Raw genomic sequence first — 16,274 nt, 5'->3', positions numbered from 1 at the left:
GTCGTTGCTGGTGGTTGATAAGGATAGCTATATCAGTCGTTTTGACTAGTGATAGCAAGAGGCCGTTTCATTAGTGTATGCCGCCACAAGCATTTTTGATTGTTATAAGCATAAAGTCTTTATAGATGTTGACCCTATAAATGCCGTGTGGCAACGTTTTATTCATCGGGAGCCTAACAAGCGGCTCTTAACACTCGCTAAATAAGAAGCAGAGGTGAGCATGATTTTTAATGGACAAGCGTTTCAGCTGAGTGAGCTAGAAGACGGGTTTGTAGAGCTGAAATTTGATTTGCAAGGCGAATCTGTTAACAAGTTTACAGCCGCAGCGCTCGAGGAGTTAGAGCAGGTTGTAACGGTGCTGGAACAACGCTCCGAAACAGCAGGCATGGTGTTGTGCAGCGGTAAAGACGTTTTTATTGTGGGTGCAGACGTAACCGAATTTGGCCCCGCGTTTAAACTGGGTGATGAGGGCATTAAAGCTTTTGTAGGAAAAACGAACAAATTATTTAGTCGTATCGAAGATTTATCTTTTCCAACCGTTGCCGCAATTAATGGGTATTGCTTGGGAGGGGGCATGGAAATTGCCCTAGCGTGCGACTTCCGTATTCTTAGCTCTGATGCAAAAGTTGGTTTACCGGAAATAAAGCTTGGGCTAATTCCCGGGTGGGGTGGCACGGTAAGGTTGCCTCGATTAGCGGGTGTAGACGTAGCGGTTGAATGGATTGCATCCGGCAAAGATCAGAAAGCTCTGGTAGCGCTTGCCGCAGGCGTTGCGGATGGCGTAGTGGAACGTGATAAATTAGGTGTCTCCGCACTCAAGGTGTTACGCCAAGCAGTTTCAGGAAAGCTGCCTATTGCGTTGCGTAAAACTCAGAAAAAATCGCCACTAAAGCATAATGATATAGAAGCACTATTATCGTTTGAAAGCTCGAAAGCGTTTGTCAAAGCGCAGGCGGGGTACCACTACCCAGCACCTGTCTCGGCGATTAAGGCCATGCAAGAAGCGGCTAAGTTGGGGCGTGATGATGCACTGCTGATAGAAACCAAGTATTTTGCCGAGCTTGCACAAACAACCGCGGCAAAAAGTTTGGTCGGTCTTTTTATTAATGATCAATTGCTCACTAAAAAAGCTAAACATCTTGCAAAAGGGGCGGATAGAAAAGTAACGCAGGCCGCTGTTTTAGGTGCAGGTATAATGGGGGGAGGAATCGCCTACCAGTCTGCGTACAAAGGTACGCCGATAAAAATGAAAGATATTGCACAGGCCGGCTTAGACCTGGGCCTTACAGAGGCTGGAAAGTTACTGAACAAGCAAGTTACGCGTGGCAGAATTACGGCCGCGAAAATGGCTCATGTGCTTTCAAGTATTCAACCCACTTTGAGTTACGACAATTTTGATACGGTTGATATTGTGGTGGAAGCGGTTGTTGAAATCCCGAAAGTAAAGCAAGCCGTGCTGGCTGAGACAGAAAAACATATTCGTGAAGACGCTGTTCTTTGCTCTAATACGTCGACCATTTCAATTGACCACCTAGCCGCGTCGTTAAAGCGCCCCGAAAATTTTTGTGGCATGCACTTTTTTAATCCTGTTCACGCAATGCCTTTAGTCGAAGTTATTCGCGGCGCTAAAACGTCGGATAGCGCTGTTGCGCGTACGGTCGCATATGCCAACGCATTGGGTAAAAAGCCGGTCGTAGTCAATGATTGCCCCGGGTTTTTAGTGAATCGCGTGTTATTCCCGTATTTTGCAGGTTTTTCCATGTTGCTTCGTGATGGCGCGAGCTTTCAGCACATTGATAAAGTAATGGAGCGCTGGGGGTGGCCTATGGGGCCTGCCTACTTAATGGATGTTGTGGGTATCGATACAGGCGTGCATGCGGAATCAGTTATGGCTGACGGTTTTCCCGATAGGATGGGTAAGTCGTATACTGCTGCGTCCGATATTCTCCATGAAGCCGGTCGTTACGGCCAGAAAAATAATAAAGGCTTTTACAACTACGCGCCGGATAAAAAAGGTAAACCTCAGAAGGCACCTACGGACGAGAGTATTGCACTTCTAAAACCGCATGTTGCGGAGGCCCGCGAATTTACCGATGAAGACATTATTGCTCGCATGATGGTGCCAATGGTTACTGAACTGTCGCGTTGTTTGGAAGAGGGTGTAGTGGCGTCAGTCGCAGAAGCCGATATGGCGCTAATTTATGGTATTGGCTTTCCTCCTTTTCGGGGAGGTATTTTTCGTTGGCTAGATACCGTTGGTTTGGACGCTTTCTCTTCTATGATAAAACCGTTAGAGGCGCTTGGCCCTCTATATGGAATGACAGAAGGCATGACAGAAAAACTAAACAGCAAAACAACCTATTATCCCGTTCCGTGAGGCCAAGATTATGAGTTTGAATCCAAGAGATGTTGTTGTCGTTGATTACGCTCGCAGCCCAATGGGACGTTCTAAAAATGGGTGTTTTCGGCATGTGAGAGCAGAAGACCTGAGTACGCATGTTATTAATGGTTTACTGTCTAGAAACTTGGCGCTTCCGCCAGAAGAAATAGATGACTTAATCTGGGGCTGTGTAATGCAGCGTGGTGAGCAGGGCTTCAATATAGGCCGCAATATTGTATTAAGAGCGGGTTTGCCACACTCCGTTCCAGGTCAAACTGTTAATCGCTTATGTGGCTCGTCGATGTCCGCGTTGCATACCGCCGCAGCCAATATTATGGCTGGCCTTGGCGATGTCTATTTGATCGGCGGTGTTGAGCACATGGGCCATATCAATATGAGCGAAGGTGTTGACCAAAATCCTGCAATGGGCCTTTCGGTCGCAAAAGCAGCCGGCTCGATGGGCCTCACAGCGGAATATCTATCGTTATTGCACGGTATTACGCGAGAGCAAATGGATGACTTTGGGGCTCGATCACACAGGCTTGCTGCTGCCGCGCGTGAGGGAGGTTTGTTTGCGCGTGAAATTATTCCTGTGATTGGGCATGACGAAGACGGCGCGCCAATGTTGGTGGAGCATGATGAAACCATTCGCCCAGAGACAACCGCTGAAGTCTTAGCAACGTTGAAACCGGCTTTTAATCCAAAAGGCGGAACTGTTACGGCTGGAACCTCGTCGCAAATTACGGATGGAGCGTCTTCCATGCTTGTGATGTCTGCTGAAAAAGCGGCTTCTCTAGGTTTAACGCCTATTGCGCGAGTACGGTCAATGGCGGTGATGGGTGTTGATCCGTCGATAATGGGTTATGGGCCTGTGCCATCAACGCAAAAGGCGCTTAAGTTGGCCGGGTTGGCAATGACAGATATTGACAAGGTTGAGCTAAATGAAGCCTTTGCAGCCCAAGCCTTACCTGTCCTAAAAGACTTAGCTTTATTGGACAAGATGGACGAAAAAGTTAATTTGTATGGGGGAGCAATTGCATTGGGCCACCCATTCGGTTGTTCCGGCACCAGAATTTCAGGAACGTTATTGTCAGTGATGCAGGAAAATGACTCACAGCTGGGGCTTGCTACTATGTGTATAGGCTTGGGGCAGGGCATAACGACAGTTTTTGAGCGAATTTAGGCTGAACTTTAATCAGTGTTGGGGTTAATCTGGCACTGTTTTACTTTCTTCTTAATGTGATTGTTGAACCGCTCAGATGAGTGTGGCACAATTGCCACCCTTCAGCGGCCACCTGCAAGAGTAAAGTTGAAATTACTCTTTATAAAACAACAGGTTAGACGAGAATCTCTCGTTATCTATATAGGTGGTGGCTAGTTTTTGAGTTATGCGGTCGTGGCGAAATTGGTAGACGCGCTGGATTTAGGTTCCAGTGCCGCAAGGTGTGAGAGTTCGAGTCTCTCCGACCGCACCATAACTCAAACATATTATTCACAGTTTAATCTCCACTATTTTCTACGAGGAACAAGATGCAAGTTTCCATTGAAACAACATCTGGCTTAGAGCGTCGTTTAACAATCGGCATCCCAGCGGATGCCGTTGATCAAGAAGTGACTAAGCGGTTGAATGATGCTGCCAAGTCAGTACGCATTAATGGCTTTCGTAAAGGTAAAGTTCCTTTCAAAGTGGTGAAGCAGCGTTATGGCGCCGGTGTACGGCAAGAGGTGCTTGGTGACGTAATACAGCGCTCTTTCTACGATGCAGTCACAAAAGAATCTGTACGACCCGCTGGCCAGCCTGCAATTGAGCCTGTTCAGATGGACGAAGGCAAAGACATAGAATATGTTGCAACCTTTGAGGTTTACCCAGAGGTAGAACTCAAAGGGTTGGATGAGCTAGCTGTTTCGCGTCTAGATGCGGACATTGAAGAGGCTGACATCGACAAAATGATAGAGTCGTTGCGTAAGGCTCAAGCGACAATGAACCCTGTAAAGCGTAAATCTAAGAAGGGTGACCAAGTTACTATCGATTTTGAAGGTAAAATTGATGGCGAATCCTTCGAGGGCGGAAGTGCCGAAGCGCACGCCTTAACGCTAGGTTCTGGCACTATGATCCCAGGTTTTGAGAAAGGGATTATCGGAATGAAAGCCGGTGAAAGCGGCGTTGTTACGGCAACGTTCCCAGACGATTACCAAGTAGAAGAATTACGGGGTAAAGAGGCTGAGTTTAGCATCTCTTTAACCGAGGTTAAGGGCGAAAAACTACCTGCTTTGAATGATGCATTTTTTGCAAAGTTTGGTGTTGAAGAGGGTGGCGTTGAGAAATTCCGCACCGATGTCGCTGAGAACATGGAGCGTGAGAAGCAGCGGGCTATCAAGGCTAAGCTAAAAGAGCAGGTTATGACTTCACTGCTTGAGGCCAATCCTATTGAGCTTCCGGCAGCCCTTGTTGCTACCGAAATTAATGCGCTTCGCGAGCAAATGGTACAGCAGTATGGTCAGGCAGCCGCTAATCTCGACCTAAAAGCTTTATTGCCAGACGATATGTTTAAAGCGCAAGCCGAGCGTCGTACCGCTTTGGCTTTGTTGATTTCAGAGTTGGTTAAAGACCGAGAAATCAAAGCCGATAAAGATATCGTTCGATCGCTTATCGAGGAAACAGCTTCCACCTACGAAGATCCCGAGCAAGTTGTTAATTACTACTACGGCAACGAGCAGTTGTTAGCGAGTGTTGAGGCGGCTGCTCTTGAAGAGCAAGTTGTTAACATTCTGCTAGAAGCGGCTAATGTAACCGACGAAAAAGTAGCTTACGAAGATATTGTAAAGCCATCTGAAAACGGATAGCGGCATCAATAACGCTTCCGTGTATACATAAAAGCAGCTCCTATATGGGGCTGTTTTTTTATGCGCCAAATTTGGACTGAGGTGTTGTGGCGTTAAAAATAATAAAAAGTGTTTCTCGTGCGCCAATTGAACTGAATGGTTAACGATTGCGCGTTTGAGTAAAGAATCTCTCTCTATTGTGGCTACAATCATTGTATGTGGCCTTTTCGCCCTTATAATGGATCTATAGGCGGGCAAACTCGCGTTTATTCGCTGTAGATATATTGTTTCGGAATGTGAGTCGGTAATTTGCTAGTGCAAATTCGGGCAAGCGACTAAACTTACATGGCCGACCAACCCCTGCCCAAAATTTATAATTGTTATCGTAAATTGATGAATGGAAACATTTTATGTCCCAACTAGATCTGTACGGTGGTACTGCGCCTGGAATCGATAGTTCTTTGGTGCCGATAGTTGTTGAACAAACCGCACGCGGTGAGCGTTCCTATGATATTTACTCCCGTTTATTAAAAGAACGCGTTATTTTTTTAGTGGGACAAGTAGAAGATCATATGGCCAATTTGGTGGTCGCTCAGTTGCTATTCTTAGAGGCTGAAAACCCCGATAAAGATATACACCTATACATTAATTCTCCTGGTGGTTCCGTAACCGCAGGCCTTTCTATATACGATACCATGCAGTTCATCAAACCTGATGTCAGCACGATGTGTATCGGCCAGGCGTGTAGCATGGGGTCGTTTTTGCTGTCAGCGGGCGCAAAAGGTAAGCGGTATTGTTTACCAAATGCACGCACAATGATTCACCAGCCTTCTGGTGGTGCGCAGGGGCAAGCAACCGATATTCATATTCATGCACAAGAAATACTGAAAATTCGTGAGCGTTTGAATGAAATTATGGCACACCATACTGGTAAAACAGTAGATGAGGTTGCCGTTGCGACTGAGCGCGATAATTTTATGAGTGCTGATGAATCTAAGGCTTTTGGGCTGATTGATGAAGTCCTTCAAAGTCGGGATGGCGTAGGTGCATAAAAGAGCTGATTGAAAACTTGGTTTAAGTAGCCGAGGGTGTTCATAAATGTTGTATCGCAGCTGGAATGGTTGATTACCAGCTAACAAGTTGACACTCCAGACACCTCATGGCCACAATAAGACTTTAACTGGCTGTATTTACGGCTAGCTGAAGCTAAACCGAAGTCTAAATCGAAAATAGTATTGAAAGAGTTGGTTGGAGACGAGAATGTCCGACAATAGTAGTGATAACGAAGATAGCGGCAAACTGTTGTACTGTTCCTTTTGCGGTAAAAGTCAGCATGAAGTACGTAAACTAATAGCCGGGCCTTCCGTCTTTATATGTGATGAGTGCGTTGATTTATGTAACGACATCATTCGCGAGGAAATTCAGGAGAGTGCTACCGAGGGTGGTAGTGATAAATTGCCTGTACCTAAAGAGATTTCGGCGACTCTTGATGACTATGTTATCGGTCAAAGAGATGCGAAGAAAGTGCTTGCCGTTGCTGTTTATAATCACTATAAGCGCTTGCGTGTTGGTGACCAGAAAAAAGGTAAGGACGAAGTCGAGCTTGGCAAGAGTAATATCCTACTTGTAGGCCCTACTGGAAGTGGCAAAACGTTATTGGCTGAAACCTTGGCGCGCTTACTGAATGTACCTTTTACCATAGCGGACGCCACTACGCTGACTGAAGCGGGTTACGTCGGTGAAGATGTCGAGAATATTATTCAGAAGCTACTCCAGAAGTGCGATTACGATGTGGAGAAAGCTCAGCAAGGTATTGTATATATTGATGAGATCGACAAGATCTCGCGTAAATCCGATAACCCCTCTATTACACGTGATGTATCTGGCGAGGGTGTTCAGCAAGCATTGCTTAAGTTGATAGAAGGCACAATTGCATCGGTTCCTCCGCAAGGTGGGCGCAAGCATCCTCAGCAAGAGTTTTTACAAGTGGATACCTCGAATATTTTATTCGTGTGTGGTGGTGCATTTGCCGGCTTAGAGAAGGTTATTAGAGACCGCTCTGAAAAAGGCGGTATAGGCTTCAGCGCTGAAGTAAAGAGTAAAGATGGCAGCAAGAATGTTGGTGAGACGCTAAAAGATTTAGAGCCAGAAGATTTGGTTCGTTATGGGTTGATCCCTGAGTTCGTTGGGCGTTTACCGGTTATTGCAACCTTAGACGAGCTTGATAAAGAAGCCTTGGTCACTATTCTTAAAGAGCCTAAAAACTCACTCGTAAAACAGTATGGCAAGCTTTTCGAAATGGAGAATGTTGAGATCGATTTTCGTAACGACGCCCTTGACGCAGTTGCAGAGAAGGCAATGGAGCGTAAAACTGGCGCGCGAGGCTTGCGTTCTATAATGGAAAATGTACTTTTGGAAACAATGTACAAGCTACCATCGGAAGAAAATGTCGAAAAAGTTGTTGTTGATGAATCCGTTATTAAAGGTGAGTCTGAGCCATTGATTGTTTACGGTAATACTGAGTCTCCGAAGGCTATGCCCGAGGAATAGTTCGTTTTGTAATGCCAAGACACAATTGTTGTTATTGCAAAAAGGGGCGGTTAATTGCCCCTTTTTTGCGTTTGTTGCTTGTAATTCCCAGTACTCTTATGTTCCCGCCGTATAGCGGCATAAGTTGTTTCGAGGTCATAAATGGATCAATCAGAGATTGTCGTAGGCGATAATCGCCTTCCTCTTTTACCTTTGCGTGATGTTGTTGTTTATCCGCATATGGTCATCCCACTGTTTGTCGGTAGAGCTAAGTCTATTGCGGCGCTAGAACGAGCGATGGCCGAAGACAAGCAAATATTACTGGTAGCGCAAAAGCATGCTTCTGTGGATGAACCAGGAATTGAAGACTTATACGGTTTCGCAACCATAGCAAGTGTTTTACAGCTGTTAAAGCTTCCTGACGGCACAGTAAAAGTGTTGGTGGAAGGGCGGCAGCGGGCAGAGATAAAGTCGATCACAGAAGAGAGCGAGTACTTCATGGCGGATATTGCCATAGTGCCGAAAGATGACGTCGAAGGCCGAGAAGTTGAGGTGTTAACGCGTTCTTTGATCTCTCGTTTTGAGCAATACGTTAATTTAAGTAAGAAAGTTCCTTCAGAGGTTATGACCTCTTTAAGTGGTATAGACGACTCGGGTCGTTTAGCGGATACCGTGGCCGCTCATATGAGCCTAGAGCTGGCTCAGAAGCAGGAAATTCTTGAAATTCCTGCGGTACAGGAACGGTTAGAACATTTAATTGGCTTGATGGAAGCTGAGGCAGACCTCTATCAAGTTGAAAAACGCATTCGCGGCCGCGTTAAAAAACAAATGGAGAAGAGCCAGCGCGAGTACTATTTGAATGAGCAAATGAAAGCTATTCAAAAAGAGCTTGGTGAGATGGGCGAAGAGGTCAGTGAGGCTGAAGAGTTAGAGCGGAAAATAGCTGAAGCTGGCATGAGTAAAGAGGCCGAGAGTAAAGTAAAAGCTGAACTGGGCAAACTCAAATTGATGTCACCAATGTCAGCCGAAGCTTCGGTTGTGCGAGCCTATATCGATTGGATGGTAAACCTTCCGTGGAAAAAGCGTAGTAAGGTACGTCACGATCTAGAGCGGGCAGAAGATATCTTAGATAAAGATCATTACGGTCTAGAAGAAGTTAAAGAACGCATCCTCGAGTATTTAGCGGTTCAGCAAAGAGTTAAAAAAGTGAAAGGCCCCATATTGTGTTTGGTTGGGCCTCCAGGAGTGGGTAAAACGTCTTTGGGTGAATCTATTGCGCGCGCGACTAACCGTAAATTTGTTCGCATGGCGCTGGGTGGCGTTAGGGATGAGGCCGAAATTCGAGGTCATCGTCGAACCTATATAGGCTCAATGCCGGGTAAGCTTGTCCAAAAAATGTCGAAGGCGGGGGTTAAAAACCCATTATTCCTACTCGACGAAATCGATAAAATGGGTATGGATCATCGTGGTGATCCGGCATCTGCGTTGCTGGAAGTATTGGATCCTGAGCAGAATAATTCTTTTAATGATCATTATCTCGAAGTTGATTATGACCTTTCAGACGTAATGTTTGTGTGTACCTCAAACACTATGAATATTCCAGGGCCGTTACTCGATCGTATGGAAGTTATTCGTATTCCGGGTTATACCGAAGATGAAAAGGTCAATATAGCTAGCCGATATTTAATTCCTAAGCAAACAAAGAATAATGGTTTAAAAGAAACTGAAGCTGCTATTCCCGAAGATACTATATTAGATGTGATCCGTTATTACACACGTGAAGCGGGAGTTCGAGGGTTGGATCGAGAGATCGCAAAACTTTGCCGCAAGGTCGTAACGGCAAATGTAAAATCTAAATCCGCGAAGACCATTACGGTTACTGCCGATAAGTTAGAAGATTACCTTGGTGTTCGGAAATCGGATTACGGCAAAGCTGAAAATGAAAACCAAGTTGGCCAAGTGACGGGGCTAGCATGGACGCAAGTCGGTGGAGAGTTATTAACTATTGAGGCATCGTCGGTTAAAGGGAAAGGGCGAATGGTTAAAACCGGTTCGTTAGGCGATGTTATGCAAGAATCTATTCAGGCAGCAATGACCGTTGTTCGGTCTCGCTCTCAGTTCTTGGGCATCATGCCGGATTTCCATGAAAAACGAGATTTGCACATACATGTTCCGGAGGGGGCAACCCCGAAAGATGGGCCAAGCGCAGGTATTGCCATGTGCACAGCGTTGGTATCAGTGTTTACCGATATTCCGGTATTGGCAGACGTGGCTATGACCGGTGAAATTACGTTGCGTGGCGAGGTGCTAAAAATTGGTGGCCTGAAAGAAAAATTACTGGCGGCTCATCGCGGTGGAATTAAAACGGTTATTATTCCTCACGGAAATGAAGCTGATTTGCGTGAAATCCCCGATAACATCAAAGAAGATTTAACGGTAAAACCTGTAAAATGGATTGATGAAGTGCTTGAAATAGCATTGCAGTATATGCCCAAGCCCTATAGTGACGAAGAGTATCAAGAGCTCGAAGCGCAAGCTAAAACTGCAGGTGAAGAGTCCAAACGTATAAGCACACATTAGCCGTATTTGTGGGGCGATCATTTGGTCGCCTTGCGATAGCTAGGCCAACAATAGATGCTTATTTTCACGTCTATAGGCTCCACTGTAAGCTTGGTCACATCTTGAATGTAGAGCCAGGGTGCTTGCCCAAAGGGGTAAAGCGGTCAAAAAACAGCCAGTTATGGCCGTGTCCGACAAATAATGGATTTCATTCTTGACCGGTATACGGGCAGTTGGTATAAATCGCAATTCTTTGCGGGGCATTGTCGCCCAGGGACCTAGTTACGACAGCCAATCATTGGGCTGCGCAAATGTAAAGCATTAGAAGTGTTTAATAGAGTAATCCAATAAAAAGAGGGGATTAAAGTGAATAAGTCAGAATTGGTAGAAGCCATCGCTGCTTCCGCAGATATTTCAAAAGCAGCCGCTGGTAGAGCCCTGGATGCCGTAACTGAGTCAATCGCTGCTGCCCTCAAAGAAGGTGATCAGGTTGCATTGGTAGGCTTCGGTACTTTCCTTGTGAAAGAGCGCGCTGCTCGAACTGGCCGTAACCCTCAGACGGGCGCGCCTATCGATATCGCAGCTGCAAAGATACCGAGCTTTAAAGCTGGTAAGGCTTTAAAAGACGCTGTTAACTAATATAGGTTAAAGCGTTTATTAGACGTTAAACTGGTGGTCGTATTATTGCGGTTGCCGGTTTAAGTTAACGTTAGTTGATTTAACTTTATTAATAAGTAATCGGCAAAAGTTAGCGGGAAAGATTTCAAGCTTCACCAATTGGTACGCCTCCCTGTTTTAACCCTGTTAATTATTGTGTCTCGATCTAGAAAACTAATAATAACTGATTAGGTCAAATACACAGCGAAGCCATTTATGATTGTTCCTATATTCGGATTGTTGAATCGTTCGTTAGATTGCTTCTCGTATTGGAGCGGTGTTAAATCAGTAAAATGAAAATGAAAAAAACAAAAAAAACACAAATACTACCTGATCGATTTAAATGAATTTAAGTCGTCAAAGGCGCAAAATGGTAGCGCCTTTTTTTGTGTTTTAAAAACAAAAAAATCGAGGTTCGATATGATTCTGGGGTTACGAGAAAACTTAAAAGGCACAGTGGTTATTAGTATTATTGTGCTCTTTTTCATCCTGCCGATGGTTATCAGTGGTGTAGGTAGTTCTTGGTTAAGTTCTGTTGCAGGAACGGATGCGGCGGTTGTTGATGGTGAAACCATCTCTAATCAAGCCGTGAATCGAGAAGTCTACATGCAAAAGCAGCGCTTGCTGTCTCAGCAAGGCGTTGATCCGTCTGCCGACTACTTGAAAGATGAAAATTTGCGCGCGCCGGTGTTAGATCGTCTTACGAAGAAAGCAGCGGTAATCGCCTCTATTAAGAGTGCGGGTATGGCCGCTTCAGACGCAACGGTTAATACGCAAATCGTAGCGCAGAAAGATTTTCAAACAGATGGAGTGTTTGATCCTCAGTTGTATCGATCGTTGTTAAGTCGAATTGGCTCTTCTCCTGCGCTCTACAAAAGTGAGCTTGTAGAAAGTGTCATGCTGCAGCAGTTGGATGCAGGTCTAGATAAGTCTTCATTTGTAACTGAAGCCGAAAAGGCTGCTTTAGTCGAAATTATCTATGAGCAGCGTTCGTTTTACACCGCAGACATTCCCGTTGAAGGCTTGGCTGAAGGAATTACTGTTAGTGATGATGCTATTGCAACTTACTACGAAAGTAATCAAGCGCAATTTTCACAACCTGAACAGTTATCTATTGAATATATTGAGTTGTCTGTTACCGCTTTAGCAAATACAGAAACTGTATCTGATGAAGAAATAAGCACTCAGTATGATCTAGAAGTTGCTGATTTTAGTTCGTCTGCGGAGTACGAGATCGCACATATTTTGGTCGATAAAAATGCAGAAGATAAAGACGACCGTTTAGCTGAATTACAAACGAAAATAGCGGCAGGTGAAGAGTTTGCAGAGCTTGCCAAGGTCTATTCTGACGATGCAGGTTCGAAAGATTCTGGCGGGTCATTAGGTGTGTTGCTATCAGGTATTTTCCCCGAAGCTTTTGAAAAGGCCGTTTACTTACTTGAAGAGGGTGAAGTGTCGGCGCCGGTGAGCACCGATTCTGGCGTACACTTGATTAAAGTTGTGTCTAAAAGTGTTGATGAAATGCCTAGTTTTGACGAGCGTAAAAATGCTATTGCGGCTGCATTAAAAACGGCAAAAGCAGAAGAGATTTTCTCCTCAAGTTTAGAGCTGTTGGAAGAGCTTACATTTAACTCAGATAGCCTTGATGATGCCGCCGCGGAAGTGGGTGCCGAGGTGCAAGTGTCGTCAATGTTTGAACGTTCTAACGGCCTAGGTATTGCGTCTAACGCAAAAATTAGAGAAGTGGCGTTCGGCGACGAAGTTCTTGTCGATGGTCGAAATAGCGAGGTTCTCGAGTTGGCCGGTAATAGAGCTGTCGTGCTGCGTTTGAAGTCTCACTCTCCTGAGCATATTAAACCGCTAGAAGCGGTAACCGCGCAAATTCAAGAGCTTATTGTTGAAAACGAAGTAGCGGCGATATTAACCGATAAAGCCGATGCCTTTATTGCCTCTGTTAAAGCTGGGAGTGAAGCGAATACGCTTGCGGATGATCTTGGTTATGGTTTTGCCGTTCATGAAAATACAACGCGTAGCGCACCCGTTTCGGATCCGACGACTCGTCGGGCAGTCTTCTCGGCACCGATGGTTCAAGGTGTAACGACTTTTGAAATGAACAAAAATGCTGACGGTAGCATGAGAGTTGTTGGTATCACCTCCAAGAAACCAGGCTCTATTGCTGATTTGGATGCGCTAGATATTACCGGTTTGGCATCCCAGTTAACGACAGAGAATAGTCGCTATGAAGGCGGTGCTTTCCAGGCAAACGTTATTGCTGGAGCAGAAATAGAAATACACTAGAGCGTTTCGCGCTCTTAAAAAGCTTCGTTACTTCGTTTGGAGTTTCGAAGCTTTTTTTTCGCCTTCTATAAAATGTTTGCGGAATGAAATTTTACTGGTTGAAGCTACGGAGACCCGCTTTCTATCGATGTGACTAAATAGCGACGGTAGGCGTTTTTAGTTTCGGTGCTGGTTGTTGATGAAGTAAACACAAAATTGAGCTTAGCGGGGGAGGACGATTGAGCGTTATGCGGTATATCCGCTAAATGATGACCAACTCTCCGTGCTATAGCTTCTCCAGAATCAATCCAATCTATTTTGCGGAAGTGACCAAGGCTGGTAAAGCGCTCTTTAAGCAAAGGGAAGTGAGTGCAGGCGAGCACAATTTTATCCATAGTGCCAGAGTGATCCTGCCCTGTTAATCGCACCAGCTCGTCAGATAGCTTATCGTCATCGACGGGATTGCCACAAATTTGCGCCTCTGCATAGTGTACGAGTTGGCTGCTACCGAGCGTATACACATGGCAGTGCGCTGCAAACTTAGTGATTAGAGTGTTTGTATACTCACGGTCTACCGTCGCTGGCGTCGCTAATAGCCCTATAACGCTACTAGATGACGTTTCCGCGGCCGGCTTTACGGCGGGAACCACGCCAACAAAAATTTGCTTAAAACGCTTTCTAAGAGGGGCTAGTGCAATTGTACTTGCGGTGTTGCAAGCGATTACCGTAATGTCTGGCTTATAGCGCGCAATAAGGCTTCCCATCAACTGCACTACGCGGTCAATGAGGTGGCTATCGTCCATTAAGCCGTATGGAAACAGTGCATTGTCGGCCACGTAAACGAGGTCGCAATAGGGGTAACGTATTTGGATTTCCCTTGCGATACTCAAGCCGCCAGCGCCAGAGTCGAATATAAGAATAGTGGGTGTTCGTTGCACAATAATTATTGTCCGGCTTTACCATTAGAAAAGGCCAAAGGATAATAGCAAAGCTTTTCCACTCGATACAGAAAACACTATGTTTGAATTATTGTCATTTTTTGAAAATTACTATTTATTGCCCTTCGCATTCGGAAGTGTGTTAATGGCATCGGCAGGGTGGGCCTTGGCAAACGTGGGGCGACAACGCGATAAAAAACGCTTTGATCAGCGTGTAGCCGAGCTTCAGGCCACAGTGGTAGCGCAAGAGCAGAGTTCTTTAGTGGTTCTTCATCAAAAAGACTTAACCCTTACCCGTGTGCAGGCTGAGCAAGCGTCCATGGCGCGGCAGTTGGAGCGCAGCCGCGACGAAGTTGCTGTACTCACCGAGTATAAATCTCGATTTATTCAAATGGAAACCCGCTTCGACGCCCAACGAAAACAGAATGTGCAAGAGAAACAATTGCTGGATGAAACGAAAGCGCAACTGTTTAAAGAGTTTGAGTTGTCGGCAAATAAGCTATTTGAGGCCAAGCAGCAGCAATTCACGGCTACAAGCCGGTCGCAAATAGAAACCGTATTGTCTCCGTTCAAAGAGCAACTTAAAGATTTCCACAAGCGCGTGGAGGATGTCTATCACAAGGAAAACAGTGAACGTAGTAAGTTGGTGGGGCAAATTGTTGAGCTGCAAAAACATACCCAACAGATTAGTAGCGAAGCGAACAACCTAGCGGCAGCTCTAAAAGGCGACAATAAAGCGCAGGGCACTTGGGGTGAAATCATCCTTGAGCGTTTACTAGAACAGTCTGGCCTTGAAAAAGGGCGTGAATACGATACACAGAAGGCTCACGCAGACGAGTCTGGAAAGACGTTTAAGCCGGATGTGATTGTGCATCTGCCAGAAGGTAAGGATATTGTTATTGACGCAAAAGTGTCCTTGGTGGATTACGAACGCTACTTCGACGCTGAGGATACTAGCGAAAAAAATCAAGCCTTGAAACGGCATATAGATTCTATTCGTACTCATATCAAGGGGCTTTCGGTAAAGAAGTATGAGCAGTTAGAGAACGTGAGAACATTAGATTTCGTATTTATATTTGTGCCCATAGAGGCTGCTTATATTGCCGCAATACAAGCAGCTCCTGCGCTTTTCAAAGAAGCGTATGATAACAATATTGTACTGGTTAGCCCTTCGAGCTTAATGGTGGCGTTACGAACGGTAGAAACGTTGTGGCGATACGAAAAGCAAAATAGTAATGCGGAAGAAATCGCGGCAAGCGCGGGGAAACTATATGATCAGTTCGTTATGTTGCTGGCGGGGATTGATGATGTGGGTAAATTTCTGGAAAAGGCGTCTGAGGCTTACGATACAACGCGAAAGCGGTTGAGTAGTGGTCGTGGAAATTTGGTGCGCCGAGTCGAAAATTTACGTGATCTGGGCGCGAAGACGAGTCGAAACATACCCGAAAAGTTAAAGACTGAAGCGCTTGACGCTGCTGAAAGCGTGTTATCCATCGAAGAGGATGAGGCTGTGCAAGAGCACTTTGAACTTGAGAAAAAGTAGGCTATAAATGCCGTATTATGGTGAGATTACCTTTTAGGATTTAGTAATTTATGTTGTATTTAATGGTCGTGGCGACAGCCATTGTCGTGTTGCTCGTTGGCGTTGCAGGTTTTCTACATTGGAAACTCTATTGGCAGAATGTGAGACGTGATAAGGCGCTAGGCGAGGAAAAAAAACGGGTACTCGAAAATCGTAAGGAGGCCTTGAAAAGTATTGTCATTTTGGCGCGAGGTTTTCTTGCGGAGCAGGTGAGTGCAACTGAAGTGAGTATTCGAATAAGTGTTTTGTTAGAAGCGTTAGCATTGCCGGATAAAGAGAAAGAGGACTTTGTGTCGTTCTATAAGTTAGCTGAAGCGACTTCCCATATCCCCATTTTGGCGGCATGGAAGGCTTTGTCGAAAAAAGAACAGCGTCAGTTTGATAAAGAGCGAATGAAGCATGAAGAGCAATACCACGATTTTATAGTCGCGGGTGCAGAGCGAGTGCTATCAAAGGAATCTGATTTTTTCGCTCATATTGAAACCTTGTAACAAAAGGGTGTTGTGCTAAAAAAGCCGCTATTGCTAGC

At 45.4% G+C, this 16,274-nt stretch carries 11 protein-coding genes and 1 tRNA gene; 11 read left to right on the top strand and 1 reads right to left on the bottom strand.

Annotation, left to right across the window (positions count from 1 at the left end; genetic code table 11):
- The first annotated feature begins 220 nt into the window (after window positions 1–220).
- From fadB to H5647_RS16775, 9 genes are all read left to right on the top strand, one after another.
- Window positions 221–2,377, top strand: coding sequence for a fatty acid oxidation complex subunit alpha FadB (fadB, locus tag H5647_RS16815; protein WP_045860204.1), 2,157 nt, complete (start codon window positions 221–223; stop codon window positions 2,375–2,377).
- A gap of 10 nt (window positions 2,378–2,387) precedes the next feature.
- Window positions 2,388–3,563, top strand: a complete 1,176-nt coding sequence (gene fadA, locus H5647_RS16810) for an acetyl-CoA C-acyltransferase FadA (RefSeq protein ID WP_045860202.1) — start codon at window positions 2,388–2,390, stop codon at window positions 3,561–3,563.
- Between the two features lie 207 nt (window positions 3,564–3,770).
- Window positions 3,771–3,855 (top strand) — tRNA-Leu (locus tag H5647_RS16805).
- A 55-nt stretch (window positions 3,856–3,910) separates the two neighbouring features.
- On the top strand, window positions 3,911–5,224 hold the full coding sequence (gene tig, locus H5647_RS16800) for a trigger factor (protein WP_045860201.1): 1,314 nt from the start codon (window positions 3,911–3,913) through the stop codon (window positions 5,222–5,224).
- 389 nt (window positions 5,225–5,613) lie between these two features.
- A complete protein-coding gene (clpP, locus tag H5647_RS16795) occupies window positions 5,614–6,255 on the top strand; it encodes an ATP-dependent Clp endopeptidase proteolytic subunit ClpP (protein ID WP_045860199.1) in 642 nt (213 codons plus the stop codon).
- Window positions 6,256–6,463: 208 nt separating this feature from the next.
- Window positions 6,464–7,753, top strand: a complete 1,290-nt coding sequence (gene clpX / locus H5647_RS16790) for an ATP-dependent Clp protease ATP-binding subunit ClpX (protein WP_045860198.1) — start codon at window positions 6,464–6,466, stop codon at window positions 7,751–7,753.
- A 141-nt stretch (window positions 7,754–7,894) separates the two neighbouring features.
- Window positions 7,895–10,312, top strand: a complete 2,418-nt coding sequence (lon, locus tag H5647_RS16785; protein ID WP_045860196.1) for an endopeptidase La — start codon at window positions 7,895–7,897, stop codon at window positions 10,310–10,312.
- 345 nt (window positions 10,313–10,657) lie between these two features.
- Entirely contained in the window at window positions 10,658–10,930 is a 273-nt protein-coding gene (locus H5647_RS16780; protein WP_045860194.1) for an HU family DNA-binding protein, read from the top strand.
- A gap of 438 nt (window positions 10,931–11,368) precedes the next feature.
- On the top strand, window positions 11,369–13,246 hold the full coding sequence (locus H5647_RS16775) for a SurA N-terminal domain-containing protein (protein ID WP_045860192.1): 1,878 nt from the start codon (window positions 11,369–11,371) through the stop codon (window positions 13,244–13,246).
- A 104-nt stretch (window positions 13,247–13,350) separates the two neighbouring features.
- Here the strand turns inward: H5647_RS16775 and murI are convergent, their stop codons facing one another.
- Entirely contained in the window at window positions 13,351–14,163 is an 813-nt protein-coding gene (gene murI / locus H5647_RS16770; RefSeq protein WP_052692124.1) for a glutamate racemase, read from the bottom strand.
- 79 nt (window positions 14,164–14,242) lie between these two features.
- On the opposite strand from murI, the gene H5647_RS16765 reads away from it, so the two are divergent.
- The gene (locus H5647_RS16765; protein WP_052692123.1) at window positions 14,243–15,706 is read left to right on the top strand and encodes a DNA recombination protein RmuC; all 1,464 of its coding nucleotides are present in this window, start codon (window positions 14,243–14,245) and stop codon (window positions 15,704–15,706) included.
- 50 nt (window positions 15,707–15,756) lie between these two features.
- Complete coding sequence (locus H5647_RS16760; protein WP_045860190.1) at window positions 15,757–16,236, top strand: DUF2489 domain-containing protein; 480 nt, start codon at window positions 15,757–15,759, stop codon at window positions 16,234–16,236.
- Window positions 16,237–16,274 lie beyond the last annotated feature (38 nt).

This window comes from Teredinibacter purpureus (assembly GCF_014217335.1).
Classification (GTDB): Bacteria; Pseudomonadota; Gammaproteobacteria; order Pseudomonadales; family Cellvibrionaceae; genus Teredinibacter; species Teredinibacter purpureus.
Note: the sequence above shows the minus strand (reverse complement) of the source record. Positions and strands in the feature narration are given on the sequence as shown.

What these genes read in the sequence shown, in the direction of transcription:
- fadB (WP_045860204.1), top strand. Translation starts at nt 221, where the DNA reads ATGATTTTTAATGGACAAGCGTTTCAGCTGAGTGAGCTAGAAGACGGG.
- fadA (WP_045860202.1), top strand. Translation starts at nt 2,388, where the DNA reads ATGAGTTTGAATCCAAGAGATGTTGTTGTCGTTGATTACGCTCGCAGC.
- tig (WP_045860201.1), top strand. Translation starts at nt 3,911, where the DNA reads ATGCAAGTTTCCATTGAAACAACATCTGGCTTAGAGCGTCGTTTAACA.
- clpP (WP_045860199.1), top strand. Translation starts at nt 5,614, where the DNA reads ATGTCCCAACTAGATCTGTACGGTGGTACTGCGCCTGGAATCGATAGT.
- clpX (WP_045860198.1), top strand. Translation starts at nt 6,464, where the DNA reads ATGTCCGACAATAGTAGTGATAACGAAGATAGCGGCAAACTGTTGTAC.
- lon (WP_045860196.1), top strand. Translation starts at nt 7,895, where the DNA reads ATGGATCAATCAGAGATTGTCGTAGGCGATAATCGCCTTCCTCTTTTA.
- H5647_RS16775 (WP_045860192.1), top strand. Translation starts at nt 11,369, where the DNA reads ATGATTCTGGGGTTACGAGAAAACTTAAAAGGCACAGTGGTTATTAGT.
- H5647_RS16765 (WP_052692123.1), top strand. Translation starts at nt 14,243, where the DNA reads ATGTTTGAATTATTGTCATTTTTTGAAAATTACTATTTATTGCCCTTC.
- H5647_RS16760 (WP_045860190.1), top strand. Translation starts at nt 15,757, where the DNA reads ATGTTGTATTTAATGGTCGTGGCGACAGCCATTGTCGTGTTGCTCGTT.